Below are 19,703 nucleotides of genomic sequence, written 5' to 3' on the forward strand. Positions count from 1 at the left end.
GGCCCTCCGAGAAGCAGGGGCCTTCCCACATGGAGGGCCCCTGCCCCCTCATGCCTTCTTCCGGATGCCCGCGCGCTCCTGCGCGAGCGCGCCCAGCGCGGACCAGTCCTCGTCGCCGCGGCCCTGTGCCACGCCCGTGAGGAAGTGGTCGCGCAGGAGGCTGGCCAACGGCAGCGGCACCTCCGCGCCACGGCCCGCCTCCAGCGCCAGCGTCATGTCCTTGAGGCCCAGGCGCAGCGCGAAGCCCGCGGGCGTGTACTGCCCCTTCGCGATGGTGGCCGCGTAGTTCTCGAAGATGGGCGAGCGGGCGAAGACGGCCTTGAAGACGTCCAGGAACGCCGCGCGCTCCACGCCGCACTTCTCCGCGAGCGCGAACGCCTCCGACAGGGACTCCATCATCGACGCGATGAGGAAGTTGCCGGAGAGCTTCACCGTGTTGGCGGCGGAGGGCCGTTCGCCCAGTTCCGTGAGGCCGCGCCCCAGGGCCGTGAGCAGCGGACGCACGCGCTCCACCTGGGCCTTGGGGCCGGCGGTGATGACCCAGAGCTGCTTGCCCGCGGCGGCCTCGGGGCGGCCGAAGACGGGGGCGGCGACGTAGCCCTGCCCGGCTTCCGCGTGCGCCTTCGCCAGCCGCTCCGACAGCGCGACGGAGATGGTGCTGGACGAGACGTGGATGGCGCCCTTCGGCAGCGCGCTGGCGACGCCGTCCTTCCCCAGGACGGCACCTTCCGCGGCGTGGTCATCCGCCAGCATCGACACCACGGCCTCCGCGTCACGCGCGGCGTCCGCGGGCGTCTTCGCCACGCGCGCGCCCTGCTGCTTCAACGGCGCGGCCTTGGACTCGGTGCGGTTCCAGACGGTGAGCTGATGACCCGCGTCGAGCAGGTTCTTCGCCATGGGCTCGCCCATGTTTCCCAATCCGATGAAGCCGACCTTCATGGAGATGCTCCCTTCGTGCTCGCGTTCACGCTTCGTTCGCCTGCTCTTCGGAGACGTCCAGCCGCTCGAAGGCACGGCCCAGGACGGCGACGCCCAGCGCCACCTCCGCGAAGAGTGCTCCGGCCGCCGCCAGGCCCGCGAGCGGGACGGCCCAGCGCCCCACGACAGTGAACAGCGGGTAGCCCACGAGGAGGGCCACCACGCCCGCGGGCAACAGTCCCAGGAACGTCACCACCAGCGTGCCCACCAGCGTGAGCAGCCGCTGCCCCAGCGCCTCCACGCCGCGCGCCCGCTCCGAGTCCGCCGGAATCCACGCGGGCAGCAGCACCACCGCCGCGTTCTGCACGAACAACCCCGCGAGCCCCAGCGCCGGCAACACCGAAAGCAGCCCCAGCACCACCGGCGTGGACCACTGCGCGAGCGTCACGTCGTCCGAGCCCACGCCCAGCACGCCCGCCACGGCCAGCATCACCCACTGCGCCGCGCCCAACGTCAGCGCGGACGCGGCCAGCTCCGCGCCCACCACCTGCCGCCCCGTGAGCGGCAGCGCGCGCAGCAGCTCCAGCTTGGGCAGGTCCATCCGCAGGTCCGTCCGGAACGCGCTCGGGCCAATCACGGCCATGGCCACCGCGACCATCAGCGCCATGGGGCCCAGGAACTCGCGGCTGTTGGCGAACAGGCGCGTGTCGCCCATCACCAGCGCGAGGGTCGCCCCCAGCACCACGAAGGCCAGCAGCATCACCAGCCCGCTGCCCATCCGCCTGCGCGCGATGAGGTTCTTCCACAGGAGCGCGACCTCTGGACGCCCCCGAGGCCCCAGCACGAAGGGCACCCGGCCCACGTGGATGGCCCCCACACGCGCGGCCCGGTTCCCCCGCTCCGCCCGCTGACGCGTCCGCGCGTCCGCGCTCGCCACCGCCGAGTCCTCGAAGGGGACCTCCACCGCCAGCACCCAGGCGTAGTGCGCCGCGAGCAGCGCCAGCGCCGCGGGCAGGTAGCGCAGGAACTCCTGTCCGCTGTGCGCCATCGCGGGGGCCACCAGCGCGCGGCCCGGCCACAGCACCGCGCGGGGGCCGGGCGCGTCGAGGACATCCCGCAGCCACTCGCGCACGGCGAACGGCGCGGAGGCGTCCGCGGGCCACGGGTGCGCATCCAGCGTGGACAGCAGCGTCCCCACCGCCGCCACGAGCACCAGCGCCACCACCGCCCAGCGCACGGCGCCGCCCCAGCGCCCCTGGGACACGAGCCAGGCGCGCACGAACGACGCCGCCGTGCCATGCAGGTACAGCGTCCCCATGGCCAGCGACGCCCCGAGGAAGAAGAGCTCCGGACGGGAGCTGGTGAAGCGCCCCACGAAGAGCGTCGCCGCCAGCGCCGCCAGCCCCGCGCTCAACAAGCCTCGCAGGAGCTTGTAGTGCAGCAGCGCCCGGCGCGTGACGGGCGCGGGGAAGAAGGCCTGCACCTCCGTCTGCGTGAAGGTCAGCGCGGGCCGGTCCGCGCCCAGCACCCACGCCGTCACCAGCGTGCCCAGCACCGACACCTCCAGCGACAGCTCCGCGAACAGCTTCGCGTTCGGGGACACCGCGCGCCCCGTCCCCACCACGAACACGCTGCGGCCCACGAGCGAGTACAGGTACGCGAGCCCCACCAGCGCGCCCAGCAGGTAGCGCGGGTGCTTGAGCCGCCGCACCTGACGCACCACCCGGTTGCGCCACGTCCTCACCCAGAGGAACGCCACCGCGCCCGGAAAGCTCACGAGTCCCCGGGCCCCGTCGCTTCCGCGGCCGCGCTGGTGATGCGCACGAACAGCTCCTCCAGCGACGCGCCGTCCCCCGCACCACCCGCCATCTGTTCACGGATCTCCGGCAGCGAGCCCAGCGCCACCGCGCGGCCTCCGGCGATGACGAGCAGCCGGTGGCACAGCTCCTCCACCAGCGGAAGCAGGTGCGACGACAGCACCAGCGCAGTGCCCTCCTCCGCGCGGCGGCGCAGCGACGCCTTCATCCGGCGGATGCCCAGCGGATCCAACCCCGTCAGCGGTTCGTCCAGGAGGATCAGCCGCGGCTGGTGCAGGAAGCCGCACGCGATGGACAGCTTCTGCTTCATCCCGCGCGACAGCTCGCCGGGCAGCGACTTCTCCCGGCCCGTCAGCTCCATCTCCCCCAGGAGCGCGCGGCCCCGCTCCTCCCAGTCCTCCACGCCGTAGAGGCGCGCGGTGAAGTTCAGGTGCTCCCAGACGGTGAGGTACTCGAAGAAGCGCGGCTCGTCCGGCAGGAAGGCCAACCGCCGCTTCGCTTCCACGGGCGCTTCCGACAGGTCATGCCCCGCCACCCGCACGCGCCCCACGGACGGCGGCAGGATGCCAGCGAGGCACCGGAGCGTGGACGTCTTCCCCGCGCCGTTGGGCCCCACGAGGCCCAGCACCTCGCCGGGCGCCACCTGGAAGGTGAGCCCACGCACCGCCCGCACCGCGCCGTACGTCTTCTCCAACCCCTCGACGTCCAGCGCCGGTTCCATGCGTGCCCTAGGACCCTTCGCGAAGCTCAGCCGAGCTTCAGCAGTTCCTTCACCGTGTCCAGCACCACCCGGGCCTGCACGGGCTTCACCAGGTAGGCCGTGGCCCCCAGCGCCATGGCCCGCGCGCGGTCCGCGTCCGCGCCCTCCGTCGTCACGACGACGATGGGCACGGCCCGGTGCTCCTCCGTCTGACGGATGTGGTGGATGAGCTTCAGCCCGTCCATCAACGGCATGTTGATGTCCGTCATCACCAGATCGAAGCGGCCCTGCGTGGAGAGCTTCTTCAGCCCCTCCACGCCATCCTGCGCCTCGACGCAGACCACGCCCGCCAGACGCTGAAGCGCGTACATGATGCTGCGGCGCATGGCCTGCGAGTCATCCACCACCAACGCGCGGATCGGCTGCTGCGACATGCCCCCGACACTAACACCCGCGCGCCGCCGGGCCCGGGATTGTGACGCGGCCTGTCCGGCAACCACCGATTCACTGTCCGGACGACTGACGGCGGCGGCGCACCAGCGCGGCCAGCTCCGAGCCGATGTCGTCCAATGGAAGCACGCGCGTCACCGCCCCCGTGGCGATGGCCTCCTTGGGCATGCCGAACACCACCGCCGTGTCCTCGGACTCGGCCCAGGTCTCCCCGCCCTCGCGCCGGACGCCGCGCACGCCCTGGGCTCCGTCCGCCCCCATCCCCGTCAGCACCACCGCCACCGCGCGTGAACCCAGCACCTCCGCCGCGCTCTCGAAGAGCCGGTCCACCGACGGGGCGTACTTGTCCGCGGACACGGGGGATGGCGTGCGCAGCTCCATCCGCCCCGAGCGCTCCGTCAGCAGCAGGTGCCGCCCGCCCGGCGCGATGTAGACGTGGCCCGGCGCCACCACGTCGCCTTCGCGTGCCTCCGTCACCGTGAAGGGCCCGATGCGGTCCAGGCGCTCCGCGAAGGCCCGGGTGAACTGCGAGGGCATGTGCTGGCCCACCAGCACGCTGACGGCCGGCTCGGCGGACAGCCCCTCCAGCAGCCGCTGCACCGCCGGAGGTCCGCCCGTGGACGCCCCCACCGCGATGACCTGCGGCGCTTCTCCGGAGAGCACGGCGCTGCGCAGCGCGGCGCCATGGCGTCCGCCGGACTTCACGTGGCGGGCCGCGCGCACCTTGTCCAGCAGCTCGCGCCGCAGGCCCTCCAGTGCCTCGGGCGTGCCCCGGGGCGGCTTGGCGATGAAGTCGAACGCGCCCAGCTCCAGCGCCTTGAACACATCCGACTTGTGCGCGTAGCTGGAGATGACGATGACGGGCGTGGGGGACACGCGCATCAGCAGGCGCAGGAAGGTGTGTCCCCCCAGGCGGGGCATCTCCAGGTCCAGCGTCACCACGTCCGGCTTCAGCTCCAGGACCTTCTTGAGGCCTTCCTCGCCGTCCTGCGCCCAGTCCAGCACCTCCACGTCCGCGGAGGACTCCAGCAACGTGGTGAGCGTTCGGCGGTTGGTGGCCGAGTCGTCGATGACGAGCACCGTGAGCGGACGCCCCATCAGCGCCCCTCCAAGGACGGAAGCTCCGGCCGGCGGTACACCAGGTCGCCCTTCAGATGCACCAGCTCGAAGTCCGCGCCCAGGCTGAGCAGGTTCTCCGCGTGGCCCAGGAGCAGGTAGCCCCCCGGACAGAGCCGGTCGCGGATGACGCCCAACACCCGGCGGCGCGCGGCCAGGTCGAAGTAGATCATCACGTTGCGGCAGAAGACGACGTCGGTGCGCGGCACCAGCTGGCTCGCCGCCACGTCCGACAGGTTGTGATGGCCGAAGCTCACCCACGCCTTCACGTCGTCGCGCACACGGACGCGGTTCACCCCCGCGGGGACGAAGTAGCGCTCCAGCAGCTCCGGGGGGGTCGCGCGCAGGGCGCTGGGGCCGTACTCGGCGCGGCGGGCCACCGTCAGCACCCGGCGCGACAGGTCCGTGCCGTACACCTCCACGTCCCAGTCATCGAAGCGGCCGCTCTCCTTCAACAGCATCGCCACCGTGTACGCCTCTTCTCCGGAGGAACACCCCGCGGACCACAACCGCAGACGGCGCGTGTGCGCGTTGCGCTTCTCCAGGATGGGAAGCAGCTCCTCGCAGAAGGCCTTGAGCTGCGCGGGCTCGCGGAAGAAGTACGTCTCGTGCGTGGTGAGGGACTCCACCGCCGCTTCCAGCTCCGCGTGGCGCTGGACGTCGTAGCGCAGGTAGCGGTGGTACGCGCCGAAGTCCTGGAGCCCCAGTGCCTCCAGCCGGGGCCACAGCCTGCGCTCCATCACGAACTTCATGTTCTCGTGGATGAGGATCCCGCAGTGCGCGTAGACGTGGTCGCGCAGCAGCCGGAACTCCTCCAGCGTCATCTCCGGGCGACCCTCGTCGAAGCGTGGCATCCGCGCGCCCTCCTCAACGCCCCGACAGCCGGGCCACCGCGTCCGACAACGCGACCCGGGCCAGCCCATCGTGCTCCACCGAGAGGGCCTGCTGGAGCGCGGGCAGGCATTCCGGACGGTCCAGGCCGCCCAGCACGCGCGCGGCCGCCGCACGGACATCCCACCGGGGGTGGCCCAGGAGCGACACCGCCAGCGCCGCCCCATCCGCGCTCGCCTCCGCCGACGTCAGCGCCGCGAGCGCCGCCTTCACCACCTCCGCGTCGGGGTGGCTCAGCGCGTCCCACAGCACGCCCGGCCCCACCGTCCCCAGCTTCGCCAGGGCCCGCACCGACAGCACCGCGAGCGCGCCGTCGCCGTGGCGCACCAGCGCCTCCAGGTCCTCTGAACGGTCCTTCGCCCCCACGCCCCCCACCGCCTCCACCGCGGCCAGGCGCACGGCGCGGTCCTCGTCCTTCAGCGCGAGCGCCAGGAAGTTCGACGTCTCCGTCCCCTTCTGCTGCCCCAGGGAGCGAACCGCGGCGACGCGGACCTTCGCGGACTCGTCCGCCAGCGCGCCGCGCGCCAGCTCCTGGCCCGTCTCGCCATCCGCCCTGCCCGCCGCCTCCACCGCCGCCGCGCGCCACGCAGCGTCCTCGTCGCGCGCCAGCCGCCGCAAGAGGGGCAGCACCCGCGCACCGCCCAGCCGCCCCAGCACCGCCACCGCCGCGGGCGTCGTGCGCTGCTCCACCGCCGCCTCCAGCGCGGCCAGCGCCACCAGCGGGTGGCCCACGGTCAGCTGCTCCAGCGCGCGCGACGCCATCCCCGACAGGGAAGGATCCGCGAGCAGCGCCACCAGCGGCGCCACGGCGTCCGGCGAGCGCGTGCGCCCCAGCGCCCGCACCACCACCGTGCGCAGGTCATCCTCCGCCCACTCCAGGAGCGCGCACAGCTCCGGCACCGACGTCGCATCCACCAGCAGCACCAGCGCCTCGGCCGCCACCGTGCGCGCGGGCAGGGACAGCGTCCCCATGTTGCCCAGCAGCAGCCGCCGTCCCTCCGGCCCCAGCTGTCCCAGGGTGAAGAGCACCTCGCGCAGGAGCCGGTCCTCGCGCGCCACCTCCGCCACCGCCACCGCGAGCGACGCTTCTCCCAGCGCCCCCGCGACCACCAGCGCGCCGGCCCGCACCTGCACGTCCTCGCCATCCAGCGCTTGCGCCACCCGCTCCGTCACTTCCGGAATGCCGCCCACCACCGCGCGCGCGACCGCGTCCAGTTCGCCCCGCTCATAGGGCCCCAGCCCTCCCGCCTGGGTGCCCAACGCGACGAAGGCGGCCTCGCGCACCGAACGCACCGGAGAGGCCAGGGCCCGACAGATGCGCTCCGTGGACACGCCTGGGGGATGCAGCCCCAACAGCCGCAAGGCGCTGCGTTGCAGGCCCGGGTCCTCCACCAGCGCCATCACCCGCGCCAGGGGCGGCGCGCGCTTGAGCGACGCGAGGCCCTCCAGCGCCGCCAGCCGCAAGAGGGCCGTGGGTGCGTCCAGCAGTGACTCCAACGCCCGCGCCGCGGCGTCCCCGCCCAGCCGGCCCAGCGCTTCCGCCGCGGCCACGCGCACGTTGAGGTCCACGTCGGAGAGCGCGCGCAGCAGCACGTCCTCCACCTCCGGGCGACCCAGCTGTCCCAGGATGTCCGCCGCAAGCTTGCGCTGATCCGGATCCTCGTGCTCCAGCAGGCGCACCAGCGGACGCAGCGCCACGGGCCCCATGCCGGCAAGCGCCTCGGCCGCCGCGTTGCGCGCGCCTGTCTCGCCCCGCTCGCCCAGGACGGAGATGAGCCGGGCGGTGACTCCTGGCGCGTCCGGGACGCGGCGCAAGCCCTCCGCGGCCGCGTGCCGCACGCGCCAGCTCTCGTCGTGCAGTCCCTGCGTGAGGGTTTCCAGGGCCCCTGGCGTGCGCGGATCCACCGCCTGCAACGCCCGGTAGCGCGCCTCCTCCAGCACTTCGGGAGACCGCACCGTGTCGCTCATCCGCCGTCCTCCTCTGGTGGCAGGGCCCAGAAGCGGTCCGCCGCTGGGATGCGGGCCCCGGGGGCATCGAGCCCCAGCGCGGTCCCTGGCGGGAATCCTGTCAGCGAGAGCCCGGAGAGCGCCAGTCCGAGCAACCTGGGCACGGGGCGGCCGCTCCGCTGGCGCACGACACGCCCCGCGAAGGCCCGCGCCAGCGAGAGGACCAAGAGGCGGGTCATGGCCACCGCGTCCGCGATACGGGCCTGCCCGACGGAGGGCGCGCGGAGGCAGCCGATGACGCGGCGCGGGCTGGCGAACCGGCGGAGGCCGAGCACCGCCACGAAGAAGGGGCTCAGGGTCCGCCGGTGTCCGCTCAGGTCGCGCATGCCTCCTCGGGCCCAGAATCCCACCCCTCCTGCCCGAAGAACCAGAGGGAGTAGATTCCGAGCACCGTCCCCACCGGAAAGTTGGCCAGCGCGAGGATGGCGAGCACCGTGGCCGTGCCCCTGGACACGGACTGCCCGCGCAGCAGCCCCATGCCCAGGGACAGCCCGGCGAGCGCCACCCACAAGACGGCGACCGTGAACGCCACCATCCCGTAGATCGCGACCGAATACCCCGCGGGCGAGTGCGCGACGCGGCCCGTGGCGATGTGGACCATCATCCAGGTGACGACCCCCAGCCCGACGGCGCCCAGGAGCGTCAGCGCGTGCACGAACACGTAGAGAAGCCCCAACGCCTTTCGATGCCCGGTCAGGTCTCGCATGGCGTCCCCGTTAAACCGCCGGGACGCACGACGAAAACGGTCCCCTCAGGTCGCTGTCGGCGGCCGTGACTCCCGCTCCAGCTCCGCGCGCAGGAGCGCCTTCAGGTCCAGCAGCAGCCGCAGCCGCTCCGGCGGCCCGCACACGCCCACCACGAAGGGCGTGCGGCCCGCGGCCATGAGCGCCGGCGCGGGCTTGATGTCGCCGCGGCGCACGCGCAGCACCTCCGCCACGCGGTCCACCCGCGCCACGACGCGTCGCGTCCCCAGCCGGCAGACGAGCATCCGCGTGCGCCGGGTCTCCGGGGTCGCCTGTCCCAGCAGGCGCTGGCGCAGGTCCACCACCGGCAGCATCGCGCCGCGCAGGTGCAACACCCCCTCCACGAAGGCCGGGGCGTGGGGGATGGGGATGACGCGCTGGGGAGGAAGAATCTCCTCCACGCGCATGATGTCGAGCACGTACTCCTCATTGCCCACGAAGAAGGCGCACAGCTGCGCCTCCGCGTCGGGGGCAGGAGGGTCGTCGGGCCCGCCACCGCGAGGACGGCGGGCCAGCAGGTTCACGGGGTCCGTCATGGGGTGAGCGCCTGCTCCGGGTCCAACAGGATGTAGAGCTGCGAGCCCTTGCGCCCCAGCCCCGCCACGCAGTCGCGGTCCCCTCGCAGCCCCGCGGGTGACAGCTCCACCATGGACGGCTTGAGCCGCACCACGCCCGCCACCGAGTCCACCCACACGCCCGCGGGCCCATCCTCCGTCTTGAGCACCAGGATGCGCGCGGCCCGGGGAGGCAGGCCCGCATCCGGCCCCGCGACCACGGGAGGCACCTCCGCGAGCCGCAGCCGCAGCTTGACGTCGTAGACGGGCAGCAGCTCGCCGCGCAGGTTCATCACGCCCAGCAGGTGCGGCTGCGCGCGCGGGATCTCCGTGAGCAGCGGCACCTTGCAGATCTCCCGCACCGCGAGGATGGGCACCGCGTAGCACTCCGCCTCCAGGCGGAAGGCGAGGTACTCGGTGGGCTCCTCCTCCAGGATGCTCGGGGCCAGCCCGTCACTGCCCGCAGCGAAGTCCAGCAGACCGCCGACGTCCTCGTCCGGACGGTAGAAGAACGCGTCGAGCAGGGCTTCGAAACGGGACACCCGGCGGAGGATATCAGCCCCCCGGCACGGGTGCCTTACGCGCGGCGCCGCTCCTGCGCGATGCCTTCTTCCAGGAGTTCCGCGACATCCAGCACCAGGACGGTGCGCCGGTTGCCCAGGTCGGTGGCGCCGGAGACGCCCTTCACGTTGCTCAGCCGGCCGCCCAGGGGCTTGGTGACGATGTCCTGCTGGCCGAACAGCTCATCCACCGCGATGCCCAGGCGCTGCTGCGCCAGGCCCACCACCACGACGAAGTGGCGGTTCACCTCGCGCTCCGGCAGGTGGAAGAGCCGCCCCAGCCGCAGGAAGGGCAGCGTCTGGCCGCGCAGGTCCAACACCTCGCGGCGCTCCACGGTGCGGATGTCGCGCGGCTGCACGGAGAGGATCTCCAGCACGCTGTTGAGCGGGACCGCGTAGGTGCGGCCGCTGACGCCCACCACCAGCGCGCGCACGATGGCCAGCGTCACCGGCAGCGTCAGGTGGAAGGCCGTGCCCCGGCCGCGCTCGCTCCACACGTCGATGATGCCGGAGAGGTTGCCCAGGTTGTTCTTCACCACGTCCAGGCCGACGCCCCGTCCGGAGAGCGCGCTGACGCTGGAGCGGGTGGAGAAGCCCGGCAGGAAGATGAGGTTGAGCAGCTCGCGCCGCGTCATCTCGCTCACCTGGGACGGGGTGACGAGCCCGCGCGACAGGGCCACCTCGCGCACCCGCACCTCGTCGATGCCGGAGCCGTCGTCGCTCACGCTGATGACGACGTGGTTGCCCTTCTGCTCCGCGCGCAGGCGCACCACCGCGCGCCGGGGCTTGCCCGCGCCGAGCCGCGCCTCCGGCCCCTCCGCGCCATGGTCGATGGCGTTGCGGATGAGGTGCATCAGGGGGTCGCTGAGCTCCTCGACGATGAGCTTGTCCAGCTCCACCTCGCCGCCAGCGCTGACGAAGTCGATCTCCTTGCCGGCCTCGCGGGCGATCTTGCGCACCAGCCGCGCGAGCTTGTCGAACACCTGGCCCACCGGGACCATGCGCGCTTCGAGCAGGCCTTCCTGGAGCGCCTCCAGCTTGCGCTCCAGCTGCCGCGTCTCGCGTGAGAGCTCCTGGCCGAAGAGCTTGGAGAGCGCGACCGTCCCATCCTGCCGGGACGTCTCCGCCAGCCGCTGGAGGTTGGCCTTGATGAGCAGCAACTCGCCCACCATGTTGATGAGCCCGTCCAGCCGGCCGATGTCCACGCGCACCGTCTGCGTGAGCGAGCGCAGGGACGTCTCTTCCGTCCGGGGACGGCCCGTGGCCGGCAGGGGCGCGGACGCGGCGGCCTGGAGTCCGACCACCGTGGGGGGCGGTCCCACCGCCCGCATGCGCGGAGGATTTCCCCCCGAGACCGGCGCCAGGGCGGAGGGCGCTCCAGCGCCATCTTCGGCCTCCAGGTCCCCGGTCTCCAACTGTGGCGGCGGCCGTGAGGAGCCGGTGTCCGTGAGGCCCGGCGACCGCGACACGCCCGAGCCCTCCGACCGCCGTGACAGCGACAGCCCTGTGCTCACGGGTCCGGCGGACGGAGCCCCGGACGCGACCTCATTCGAAGGCCCGGACACCATCGGCGCCCCAGCGCGCACCGCGCCGGGCGATGGGGAGCTCGCGGTCCCGGGCGCCCACGCGGTCCGGGAGTCCACGGGCGCTGGCGGCGCCTCAGGCGTGGCACCCGGAGCGGGCGCCTTCGCACGGCCGCCCTTCTTCTTGCCACCGCGCTTCGGGGGACGGGCCTCCGCCTCGACAGCTTCGGGAGGCGGGGGCGCGGGGACGTCGAATACGGCCCCGGCGTGCCCCTGCTGCGGCGGACGCACGGCCAGCGGAGCCAGCTCCGCGGGGGTGCCCTGGAGCCCCGCCTCCAGCGCCGGCGCAGCCACCTTCGCGCCGAAGATGAGGTCGAACGCGATGCCGTTCACGCCGCCCGGCCGCGACGAGGGGAGCGTGCTGATCACCTCTCCCAGGGGCTTGAGCCGCGTGTTCAGGTCCGCGAGCCCCTGGTCGAAGTCCGTGAGGTCGAACGCCGCGCGCACGCGCCACAGCGCCACCCCGCGCCGCACGTTCTCGCGCAGCCGGTGCTCTTCGTACTCGGTGAAGACGGCGCGCACCGCCGCGTCCAGCTCCAGCCGCTCCAGCGGATCCTCTTCCACCGCGGGTGGCGGCGAGCCCAGCCGCGCGAACCGGTCCTCCATGTCACGGGTGCGCTGGGTGAGCTCGGCGCCCTCCTCGCTCCGCGACGCCTCCCCGAGCAGCGCCTGGAACGTGTCCAGCGCGTCCACCAGCGTGTCCAGGACCTGGTTGTCCAGCGTGAGGCGCCCCAGCCGCAGCCGGTCCAACAAGTCCTCCGCGGCGTGCGCCAGTTGGGTGATGCGCTCCTGACCGAAGAGCCCCGACAACCCCTTCAGCGAGTGCGCCGCGCGGAAGATGCCGTTGATGTGCTCCGGATCCGCCTCCTGCTCGCGCGCCTCGTCCAGCGCGAGCAGATCCCTGCCCAGCGCATCGAGGATCTCCGTGGCCTCGGCGACGAACTCCGCCAGCGCCTTGCCTCCGGGCGTCACAGCGGCTTCAGGAAGCGCTTGAGGAGCGCCTCCAGGTCCTCCGGCAGGAACGGCTTCACCAGGTACCCCTCCGCCCCCAGCGCCAGCCCCCGCGAGCGGTCCTGCTCACGCCCCTCGGTGGTGATGATGATGAGCGGCACGTCCCGGTAGTTGGGGTTCTTCTTGACGAAGTTGATGAGCTCCAGCCCGTTGATGTCGGGCATGTTGATGTCGGTGATGATGAGGTCGAAGCGCTGGCGCGGCAGCAACTTCAGCGCCTCGAAACCACTGGCGGTGGTGACGGCCTCGACGCCGTCCACGGCTTCCACGGTCGCGGCGATGTGCTCGCGCGACACCTTGGAGTCCTCGACAATCAACACCTTGAACTTCATCGCGCGCGCCTCGGGGGCCGGATGCTAGCAGAAGCCCCGCCGGTACGCTGCGCGTCATCCCTTCCGGGATGACAGCGACCCGACAAGCGCCTTGTCCGCGAGGAGGGACACCCGTCCCCCCTTGAACGCGGGCAGGAACTGCTTCTGATACGCCTCCGCCCGAGCCGCGTCGCTGAGCCCCACCCCGCCCGGCACCTCCAGGGCCACCGACTCCACCTTCGCGCGGCTCAGCACCTTCGCCGCGCCCGAGAGCGCCTCGCCCAGGGAGGCCCCGTCCAGGCGCTTCCGCGAACCCAACCCCACCACGAAGATGCGCGGCACGGTCAGCTTCCCGTCCGACGGCAGGAGGAGCCAGTCATCCTTCACGCCGGTGAAGAAGCCCCCCTGGAGCACGCGCGACAGGGCGCCGCACAGCCGCCAGTCCACGTACCCCGCGGAGGAAGGCAGCGGGCGGTCATCCTCGGCCACGAAGAGGCACAGGGCATCCACCCCCGCCAGCGCGTCCAGGCCCTCCAGGCCCACGTCCAGGGTCTGCGTCTGGCTCACGGCTTCCCGAGCGCCACCGCGACGCGGTCCAGGAGGCCGTTGACGAAGGCGCTCGACTCCTCGTTGCCGAAGTTCTTCCCCAGCTCCACCGCCTCGTTGATGGTCACCTTGCGAGGGATGTCCGGGCGGTACTTCAGCTCGAAGATGCCCAGCCGCAGCACGTTCCGGTCGATGCGGGACATGCGGTCCAGGCGCCAGTTGTGGCTGTGGCGCTCGATGAGCGCGTCGATCTCCTCGCGGTGCGCCTGCACGCCCTCCACCAGTTCCTTGGCGAACTTCACCGCGTCGGGCTCCGGGGTGCCTTCCTCCGCGGAGGCGGCCCACGCCGAATCCAGGGCCTCCCGCGTGGCGCCCTGAGCCATCTCCAACTGGTAGAGCGCCTGCAGCGCTCGCTCTCGTGCCGTTCTGCGCGCGCCCATCGCGGTTATCCCTTTCGCTCCGCGGCCGTCATGCGCGCGAAGAGGTTGACCATCTCGATGCAGGCCACCGCGGCCTCCGCGCCCTTGTTGCCCGCCTTCACGCCCGCGCGGTCGATGGCCTGCTCCACGGTATCGCACGTGAGCACGCCGAACGTCACCGCCGCCGGCTTCGGCCCGGCCGCGGCGCTGAACGCCACCGAACCGATGCCCTTGGCGCACTCGCCGGCCACGTAGTCGAAGTGGGGGGTGCCGCCGCGAATCACCGCGCCCAGGATGACCAGGCCCGCGTACTGGCCGCCCTCCGCCACGCGGCGGGTGAGGCCGGGCAGCTCATAGGTGCCGGGGCAGCGGTACACGTCGATGGCGTCGTCCTTCACGCCATGGCGGACCAGCGTGTCCACGGCGCCCTTCAAGAGCTCCTCCGTGATGAAGCTGTTGAACCGGGACACACAGATGGCGAACCGGCCCTGGGGGGGGAGGAAATCCCCTTCGAAATAGCGAGGCATGGCGCGCTCCTTACACCACCTGCGCCCCTACCCGCGAGGGGTGAAACCCGCCGCCCGCACCACCGCCTCCGTCAAGCCCACCCCCGGGACGGCCCCCGGAGCGCCCCGGAGCTCGAACAGCCGGGCCACGTACTTGCCAATCAGGTCGCCCTCCAGGTTCACCTGGGCCCCGGGGCCCTTGGCGTGCAGCGTGGTGCGGTGCTGCGTCTCCGGAATCAGCTGCACCCGGAAGCGGTCCGCCTCCACCGCGTTCACCGTCAGGCTGATGCCGTCCACCGTCACCGAGCCCTTCTCGATGAAGCAGGGCGCGAGCTCCGGGGGCAGCCGGAACACCATCACCCACGAGCCGCCCTCCGCGAAGGTCTCCAGCACCTCGCTGACGGCGTCCACGTGGCCCGACACCAGGTGCCCCCCCAGCCGGTCTCCCAGTGCGAGCGCGCGCTCCAGGTTCACCCGGTCGCCCGTCCGCCGGGCCCCCAGGGTGGTGCGTCGCAGCGTCTCCGGCGCGGCCTGCACGCGGAAGGTGTCCCCGCCCTTCTCCACCACCGTGAGGCACGCGCCATCCACGGCGATGGATTCGCCCAGGGCGAACGCCTCCGCGCCCAGCGAGGTGCGAATCCAGAAGTCGGTCATCGCGCCGGCGACGACGCGGGTGACGGTGCCGGTGTCCTGGATGAGGCCTGTGAACATGACCGGGATTTATAACGGATGCCCCGGCGGAGCGCTGGCCTTCAGAGCAGGGCGCGCAGGAGGACGTCGTCCCCCACCTTCTCCAGGGTCAGGTCCTTCACAGTCAGGGCCTGGGCCATGGTCTTCACGCCCAGCTCCCCCGCCCACGACAGCCCCCCCGCGCCCACCAGCTTGGGAGCGAGGAACAGGGCGAGCGCGTCCGCCAGGTGCTCGCGCAGCAGCGTGCCGTACAGGCCCGCGCCACCCTCCACGAGCACGTGGTTGAGCCCCTCCTTCGCCACGCGGCGCAGGACGGCCTTCAGGTCCACGCGGTCCTGCTTCGCGCGCACGTTCCACACCTCCACGCCCTGCGCCAGGAAGCGCCGCGCCCTCCGGCCCTCCGGATCCTCCAGCGTCGCCACCACGGTGCGAGCGGTGCTGCGCTGGGTGAAGACGGTGTGGTTGGGGGACAGCTTGAGGTGCGAGTCCACCACCACGCGCACCGGGTCCTTGCCCCCGCCGCCCGGCAGCCGGGTGGTGAGCTGGGGGTCGTCCATCCGCACGGTGTTCGCCCCCACGAGGATGGCGTCCACCTGGTCGCGCAGCCGGTGCACCCACGCGCGCGAGGCCTCGCCCGTCACCCAGCGCGAGTCCCCGCCAGGCGCGGCGATCTTCCCGTCCAGCGTCACCGCGGCCTTGAGCGTCACCCACGGCAGGCCGGTGCGCATCATCTTGAAGAAGGGCCGGTTGAGCGCGTCCGCCTCGTCCTTGAGGACATGCGTCACCACCGCCACGCCGCCGCGCTTGAGCCGGTTGAGGCCCTTGCCGCTCACCAGCGGGTTGGGGTCCGACGACGCGCTGAACACGCGCCGCACGCCGGCCTCCAACACCGCCAGGCTGCACGGCGGGGTGCGCCCGTAGTGGTCGCACGGCTCCAGCGTCGTGTAGAGGTCCGCGCCGCGCGCCTTGGAGCCCGCCGCCTCCAGCGCCACCACCTCCGCGTGCGCCGTGCCGGCCTTCCTGTGGTGGCCGCGCGCGATGATGCGCCCGCCCTTCACCAGCACCGCGCCCACGACGGGGTTGGGGCTGGTGCGGCCCAGGCCCTTGGCGGCCTCCTCCAGCGCGATGCGCATGAAGAACTCGGCCACCGCGCGGTCGAAGTCCGCCGCGCGCTTGGAGCGAGGTGCCTTCACCGCCTGCAACCGTGACCGCGTGAGCAAGCGCATACCGCCCTTCCTAACCGTCCTTGGGCGCGGTCGCAGGCGGCTTCGCCTTGCGTTCGCGCTCCTGGTCCTCGAGCAGGTCCTTCAGCTCGTGCATGAACTCGGAGATGTCCCGGAAGCTGCGGTACACGGACGCGAAGCGCACATAGGCCACCTCGTCCAGTTGCTGCAGCCGCCGCATCACCTGCTCTCCAATGGAGGAGGAAGGCACTTCCTTCTCCCCCATCCCCTGGAGCATCCGCTCGATGTCCTCCACCGTCGCCTCCAGCTGCGCGGCGGACACCGGGCGCTTCTCACACGCCTTCTTCAGGCCGTTGAGCATCTTCTCGCGGTCGAACGCCTCGCGCCGCCCGTCCTTCTTCACGATGAGCGGGTAGAGCTCCTCCACCCGCTCGTACGTGGTGAAGCGGCGCTTGCAGGAGAGGCACTCACGGCGGCGCCGGATGACGGAGCCCTCGTGCGACTCCCGCGAGTCGATGACCTTGTTCTCCGGGTCCTGACAGAAGGGGCAGCGCACGGGCGGGCTACTTCAACCGCGAGGCGTACAGCGGGAAGCCCTGACTCAACTCCTTCACCTGGCCCTTCACGCGCGCGAGCGCCGCGTCGTCCTGGGCGGCGTCCAGCGCCTCGCCGATGAGCCGGCCCACCACCGCCATCTCCGCCTCGCGCATGCCGCGCGTGGTGATGGCCGGGGTGCCCACCCGGACGCCGGAGGTCGTCATCGGCTTCTCCGGATCGAAGGGGATCATGTTCTTGTTGACGGTGATGCCCGCCTTGCCGAGCACCTCCTCCGCCACCTTGCCGGTGAGCTTCTTGGCGCGCAGGTCCACCAGCATCAGGTGGTTGTCCGTGCCGCCCGAGCACAGCCGCAGGCCCGCCTTCTTCAGGGCCTCCGCCAGCGCCTGGGCGTTGGCGACGATCTGCTTCTGGTACGCCTTGAACTCCGGCGACAGCGCTTCCTTGAAGGCCACCGCCTTGCCCGCGATGGCGTGCATCAGCGGCCCGCCCTGGATGCCGGGGAAGATCTGGCTGTTGATGGTCTTCGCGTACGCCTCACGGCTGAGCACCATGCCGCCGCGCGGGCCGCGCAGCGTCTTGTGCGTGGTGGTGGTGACGATCTCGGCGAAGGGCACCGGCGACGGGTGCACGCCCGCGGCGACGAGCCCCGCGATGTGGGCCATGTCCACCAGCATGGCGGCGCCCACCTTGTCGGCGATCTCCCGGAACTTCGCGAAGTCGAGCGTGCGCGGGTACGCGCTCGCGCCCACCACCAGCACCTTGGGCTTGTGCTCCAGCGCCAGCGCCTCCACCTGCGCGAAGTCGATGGTCTCCGTGTCGCGCGACAGGCCGTAGTGGACGACCTTGTAGAGCTTGCCGGAGAAGTTGAACGCCGCGCCGTGGGTGAGGTGGCCGCCGGAGTTCAGGTCCAGGGACAGCATGGTCTCGCCCGGCTTCATCAGCGCCATGAAGGCGCCCATGTTGGCCTGGCTGCCGGAGTGGGCCTGGACGTTCACCGCGTCCGCGCCGAACAGCTCCTTCGCGCGCTGGATGGCCAGGTTCTCCGCCACGTCCACCACCTCGCAGCCGCCGTAGTAGCGCTTGCCGGGGTAGCCTTCGGCGTACTTGTTGGTGAGCACCGAGCCCACCGCCTCCATCACCGCCGGGCTGACGAAGTTCTCCGAGGCGATGAGCTCCAGCCCCTCTTCCTGACGCTCGGTCTCCTGCCGGAGCACCTGGGCGATTTCAGGATCCACCTGGGACAGCGTGCGGGTGTTCTCCATGGGGTTGCCTCCTGGCGTGCGAACGAAAGGAACTGCGAAGGGACGTCCAGCCCCTCAGCGCTGCTGGGACTCGACGTCGCGAATCTTCTGGACGCGCTTCTCGTGGCGGCCGCCCTCGAAGGCGGTGGAGAGGAAGGCCTCCAGGATGCCGCGCGCCACGCCGGCCCCCACCACGCGCTGGCCCAGACACAACACGTTGGCGTCGTTGTGCGCGCGGGTCATCCGCGCCTCGAACTCCGTGGAGCACAGGGCCGCTCGCACGCCCCGGTGCTTGTTGGCCACGATGCTCATCCCGATGCCGGTGCCGCACACCAGCACGCCCAGCGCGCCGGCCTCCGCGGCCACGGCCCGGGCCACCTGGGAGGCGAAGTCCGGGTAGTCCACGGACTCACGCGTCTGGGGCCCCAGGTCCTCGAAGGGGGTGCCACGCTCCTTCAGGAGCGACACCAGCTCCTGGCGCAGCTCGATGCCCGCGTGGTCGGAGGCGAGGATGACTTTCACGGCCGGACTCCAGTCAACGGCGCCCGCGCTCCATGGGCGCGGGGCCTGGAAGGACGGCCCCCTGCCCGCTGGGCCCCCTGAGGGGAGCGGCGGGCGGGAAGCCCTCAGGCGAAGCGCTTGAACACCAGCACCGCGTTCGTGCCACCGAAGCCGAACGAGTTGCTCATCACCGCGTCGACGCGGGCCTCGCGCGCCGTGTTGGGCACGTAGTCCAGGTCGCAGTCCGGGTCCGGCGTCGTCTGGTTGATGGTGGGCGGCAGCACGTTGTGCGTGAGCACCCGCACGCTCACCACCGCCTCCGCGCCACCCGCCGCGCCGAGCATGTGGCCCGTCATCGACTTGGTGGACGACACGGCCAGCTTGCGCGCGTGGTCGCCGAACACGGCCTTCAGGGCCTTGGTCTCGTTGGCGTCGTTGAACGGCGTGGAGGTGCCGTGGGCGTTGATGTAGCCCACCTGCTCCGGCCGCATGCCCGCGGACTCGAGCGCCAGCCGCATGCAGCGCGCCGCGCCCTCGCCCTCCGGCGCCGGCTGGGTGACGTGGTACGCGTCCGAGTTGGCCCCGTAGCCCACGACCTCCGCGAGGATGTTGGCGCCGCGCTTCTTCGCGGCCTCCAGCTCCTCCAGCACGACGATGCCCGCGCCCTCGCCCATGACGAAGCCATCGCGTTCCTTGTCGAACGGACGGCTGGCCCCCGTGGGGTCGTCATTGCGCGTGGACAGGGCCTTCATCACGGAGAAGCCCCCCATGCCCAGCTGCGTGATGGCCGCCTCCGCGCCACCCGCGATGGCCGCGTCCGTCTCACCCAGGCGGATGGACTTCCAGGCCTCGCCGATGGCGTGCGCGCTGGTGGCGCACGCGGACACCGGAGCCCAGTTGGGCCCCTTGCAGTTGTAGCGCATGGAGATGAGCCCAGGCGCCATGTTGACGATCATCTGGATGATGAAGAAGGGCGACAGCCGGTCGAACCCCTTCTCCAGCCCCTTGCGGTGCTGCTCCTCCAAGGAGGAGATGCCCCCGATGCCAGAGCCCACGATGACGCCCACGCGCTCCGGCCGGTAGCCATGGGGCGCGTCCGGGCCGATGGGCAGGCCCGACTCCTTCACCGCCATGTCGGCCGCGGCCATCGCGTACTGGGCGAACAGGTCCATCCGGCGCACCTCGCGCCTGTCGATGAACTGCTCGGGCTGGAAGTCCTTCACCTCGCCCGCGATGCGCGCGTCGAGCTTCCCCAGTTCGAAACGGGTGATCGTACCGATACCGGATTGACCGGCCAGCATCGCCTGCCAGTTCTTCTCGGTTCCGGTGCCCAGCGCTGAAATCAGGCCGGTGCCGGTGATGACGACTCGACGGTTTGACACTGTTCTTCTCCGCTG

The 19,703-nt window shown here is 72.0% G+C and carries 22 protein-coding genes; all 22 read right to left on the reverse strand.

The window, feature by feature from the left end; all coding sequences use genetic code 11:
• Nucleotides 1–48: 48 nt before the first annotated feature.
• The 22 genes from GTY96_RS35950 to fabF all read right to left on the reverse strand — a co-directional run bounded on the left by GTY96_RS35950 (nucleotide 49) and on the right by fabF (nucleotide 19,688).
• Nucleotides 49–1,014, reverse strand: coding sequence for an NAD(P)-dependent oxidoreductase (locus tag GTY96_RS35950; RefSeq protein WP_328701120.1), 966 nt, complete (start codon nucleotides 1,012–1,014; stop codon nucleotides 49–51).
• Nucleotides 965–2,695: a putative ABC exporter domain-containing protein gene (locus GTY96_RS35955; RefSeq protein WP_143908417.1), complete on the reverse strand. Its 1,731-nt coding sequence runs from the start codon at nucleotides 2,693–2,695 to the stop codon at nucleotides 965–967. Before GTY96_RS35955 ends, GTY96_RS35950 begins: the two co-directional genes overlap by 50 nt.
• Complete coding sequence (locus tag GTY96_RS35960; RefSeq protein ID WP_161667074.1) at nucleotides 2,692–3,456, reverse strand: ABC transporter ATP-binding protein; 765 nt, start codon at nucleotides 3,454–3,456, stop codon at nucleotides 2,692–2,694. Before GTY96_RS35960 ends, GTY96_RS35955 begins: the two co-directional genes overlap by 4 nt.
• 26 nt (nucleotides 3,457–3,482) lie before the next feature.
• Nucleotides 3,483–3,869, reverse strand: a complete 387-nt coding sequence (locus tag GTY96_RS35965) for a response regulator (protein WP_143908413.1) — start codon at nucleotides 3,867–3,869, stop codon at nucleotides 3,483–3,485.
• Nucleotides 3,870–3,939: 70 nt separating this feature from the next.
• Nucleotides 3,940–4,983 (reverse strand): protein-glutamate methylesterase/protein-glutamine glutaminase, encoded by a 1,044-nt coding sequence (locus GTY96_RS35970; protein ID WP_161667075.1) that lies wholly within the window; start codon nucleotides 4,981–4,983, stop codon nucleotides 3,940–3,942.
• A complete protein-coding gene (locus GTY96_RS35975; RefSeq protein WP_186002174.1) occupies nucleotides 4,983–5,855 on the reverse strand; it encodes a CheR family methyltransferase in 873 nt (290 codons plus the stop codon). Before GTY96_RS35975 ends, GTY96_RS35970 begins: the two co-directional genes overlap by 1 nt.
• A 13-nt stretch (nucleotides 5,856–5,868) precedes the next feature.
• A complete protein-coding gene (locus tag GTY96_RS35980; protein WP_161667076.1) occupies nucleotides 5,869–7,860 on the reverse strand; it encodes a HEAT repeat domain-containing protein in 1,992 nt (663 codons plus the stop codon).
• Nucleotides 7,857–8,225 carry a hypothetical protein gene (locus GTY96_RS35985; protein ID WP_161667077.1) on the reverse strand — a complete coding sequence of 123 codons (369 nt, stop codon included), beginning with the start codon at nucleotides 8,223–8,225 and terminating at the stop codon, nucleotides 7,857–7,859. The genes GTY96_RS35980 and GTY96_RS35985 overlap by 4 nt, the downstream gene beginning before the upstream one ends.
• Complete coding sequence (locus GTY96_RS35990) at nucleotides 8,213–8,605, reverse strand: hypothetical protein (RefSeq protein ID WP_143908405.1); 393 nt, start codon at nucleotides 8,603–8,605, stop codon at nucleotides 8,213–8,215. The genes GTY96_RS35985 and GTY96_RS35990 overlap by 13 nt, the downstream gene beginning before the upstream one ends.
• Before the next feature lie 45 nt (nucleotides 8,606–8,650).
• Nucleotides 8,651–9,178 (reverse strand): chemotaxis protein CheW, encoded by a 528-nt coding sequence (locus GTY96_RS35995; protein ID WP_143908403.1) that lies wholly within the window; start codon nucleotides 9,176–9,178, stop codon nucleotides 8,651–8,653.
• Nucleotides 9,175–9,738 (reverse strand): chemotaxis protein CheW, encoded by a 564-nt coding sequence (locus GTY96_RS36000; protein ID WP_143908401.1) that lies wholly within the window; start codon nucleotides 9,736–9,738, stop codon nucleotides 9,175–9,177. The genes GTY96_RS35995 and GTY96_RS36000 overlap by 4 nt, the downstream gene beginning before the upstream one ends.
• A gap of 35 nt (nucleotides 9,739–9,773) precedes the next feature.
• Nucleotides 9,774–12,311 carry a chemotaxis protein CheW gene (locus tag GTY96_RS36005; RefSeq protein ID WP_161667078.1) on the reverse strand — a complete coding sequence of 846 codons (2,538 nt, stop codon included), beginning with the start codon at nucleotides 12,309–12,311 and terminating at the stop codon, nucleotides 9,774–9,776.
• Nucleotides 12,308–12,682: a response regulator gene (locus GTY96_RS36010; protein WP_143908397.1), complete on the reverse strand. Its 375-nt coding sequence runs from the start codon at nucleotides 12,680–12,682 to the stop codon at nucleotides 12,308–12,310. The genes GTY96_RS36005 and GTY96_RS36010 overlap by 4 nt, the downstream gene beginning before the upstream one ends.
• 54 nt (nucleotides 12,683–12,736) lie before the next feature.
• On the reverse strand, nucleotides 12,737–13,228 hold the full coding sequence (locus tag GTY96_RS36015; protein ID WP_143908395.1) for a M17 family peptidase N-terminal domain-containing protein: 492 nt from the start codon (nucleotides 13,226–13,228) through the stop codon (nucleotides 12,737–12,739).
• The gene (gene nusB / locus GTY96_RS36020; RefSeq protein ID WP_143908393.1) at nucleotides 13,225–13,647 is read right to left on the reverse strand and encodes a transcription antitermination factor NusB; all 423 of its coding nucleotides are present in this window, start codon (nucleotides 13,645–13,647) and stop codon (nucleotides 13,225–13,227) included. The genes GTY96_RS36015 and nusB overlap by 4 nt, the downstream gene beginning before the upstream one ends.
• A gap of 5 nt (nucleotides 13,648–13,652) precedes the next feature.
• Nucleotides 13,653–14,153 (reverse strand): 6,7-dimethyl-8-ribityllumazine synthase, encoded by a 501-nt coding sequence (gene ribH / locus GTY96_RS36025; protein ID WP_143908391.1) that lies wholly within the window; start codon nucleotides 14,151–14,153, stop codon nucleotides 13,653–13,655.
• Nucleotides 14,154–14,180: 27 nt separating this feature from the next.
• A complete protein-coding gene (locus GTY96_RS36030) occupies nucleotides 14,181–14,843 on the reverse strand; it encodes a riboflavin synthase (protein ID WP_161667079.1) in 663 nt (220 codons plus the stop codon).
• A 41-nt stretch (nucleotides 14,844–14,884) separates the two neighbouring features.
• Entirely contained in the window at nucleotides 14,885–16,048 is a 1,164-nt protein-coding gene (ribD, locus tag GTY96_RS36035; protein ID WP_161667080.1) for a bifunctional diaminohydroxyphosphoribosylaminopyrimidine deaminase/5-amino-6-(5-phosphoribosylamino)uracil reductase RibD, read from the reverse strand.
• 10 nt (nucleotides 16,049–16,058) lie between these two features.
• On the reverse strand, nucleotides 16,059–16,562 hold the full coding sequence (nrdR, locus tag GTY96_RS36040; RefSeq protein ID WP_143908385.1) for a transcriptional regulator NrdR: 504 nt from the start codon (nucleotides 16,560–16,562) through the stop codon (nucleotides 16,059–16,061).
• 7 nt (nucleotides 16,563–16,569) lie between these two features.
• Nucleotides 16,570–17,826 (reverse strand): serine hydroxymethyltransferase, encoded by a 1,257-nt coding sequence (locus tag GTY96_RS36045; RefSeq protein WP_143908383.1) that lies wholly within the window; start codon nucleotides 17,824–17,826, stop codon nucleotides 16,570–16,572.
• Between the two features lie 54 nt (nucleotides 17,827–17,880).
• Complete coding sequence (gene rpiB, locus GTY96_RS36050; RefSeq protein ID WP_161667081.1) at nucleotides 17,881–18,327, reverse strand: ribose 5-phosphate isomerase B; 447 nt, start codon at nucleotides 18,325–18,327, stop codon at nucleotides 17,881–17,883.
• A gap of 104 nt (nucleotides 18,328–18,431) precedes the next feature.
• Nucleotides 18,432–19,688 carry a beta-ketoacyl-ACP synthase II gene (gene fabF, locus GTY96_RS36055; protein WP_143908379.1) on the reverse strand — a complete coding sequence of 419 codons (1,257 nt, stop codon included), beginning with the start codon at nucleotides 19,686–19,688 and terminating at the stop codon, nucleotides 18,432–18,434.
• Between the last annotated feature and the right edge of the window lie 15 nt (nucleotides 19,689–19,703).

This window comes from Corallococcus silvisoli (assembly GCF_009909145.1).
Classification (GTDB): domain Bacteria; phylum Myxococcota; class Myxococcia; order Myxococcales; family Myxococcaceae; genus Corallococcus; species Corallococcus silvisoli.

Coding starts and splice junctions, on each gene's coding strand:
- GTY96_RS35960 (WP_161667074.1), bottom strand. CDS start 3,456: ATGGAACCGGCGCTGGACGTCGAGGGGTTGGAGAAGACGTACGGCGCG.
- GTY96_RS35965 (WP_143908413.1), bottom strand. CDS start 3,869: ATGTCGCAGCAGCCGATCCGCGCGTTGGTGGTGGATGACTCGCAGGCC.
- GTY96_RS35970 (WP_161667075.1), bottom strand. CDS start 4,983: ATGGGGCGTCCGCTCACGGTGCTCGTCATCGACGACTCGGCCACCAAC.
- GTY96_RS35975 (WP_186002174.1), bottom strand. CDS start 5,855: ATGCCACGCTTCGACGAGGGTCGCCCGGAGATGACGCTGGAGGAGTTC.
- GTY96_RS35980 (WP_161667076.1), bottom strand. CDS start 7,860: ATGAGCGACACGGTGCGGTCTCCCGAAGTGCTGGAGGAGGCGCGCTAC.
- GTY96_RS35985 (WP_161667077.1), bottom strand. CDS start 8,225: ATGCGCGACCTGAGCGGACACCGGCGGACCCTGAGCCCCTTCTTCGTG.
- GTY96_RS35990 (WP_143908405.1), bottom strand. CDS start 8,605: ATGCGAGACCTGACCGGGCATCGAAAGGCGTTGGGGCTTCTCTACGTG.
- GTY96_RS35995 (WP_143908403.1), bottom strand. CDS start 9,178: ATGACGGACCCCGTGAACCTGCTGGCCCGCCGTCCTCGCGGTGGCGGG.
- GTY96_RS36010 (WP_143908397.1), bottom strand. CDS start 12,682: ATGAAGTTCAAGGTGTTGATTGTCGAGGACTCCAAGGTGTCGCGCGAG.
- nusB (WP_143908393.1), bottom strand. CDS start 13,647: ATGGGCGCGCGCAGAACGGCACGAGAGCGAGCGCTGCAGGCGCTCTAC.
- ribH (WP_143908391.1), bottom strand. CDS start 14,153: ATGCCTCGCTATTTCGAAGGGGATTTCCTCCCCCCCCAGGGCCGGTTC.
- GTY96_RS36030 (WP_161667079.1), bottom strand. CDS start 14,843: ATGTTCACAGGCCTCATCCAGGACACCGGCACCGTCACCCGCGTCGTC.
- ribD (WP_161667080.1), bottom strand. CDS start 16,048: ATGCGCTTGCTCACGCGGTCACGGTTGCAGGCGGTGAAGGCACCTCGC.
- GTY96_RS36045 (WP_143908383.1), bottom strand. CDS start 17,826: ATGGAGAACACCCGCACGCTGTCCCAGGTGGATCCTGAAATCGCCCAG.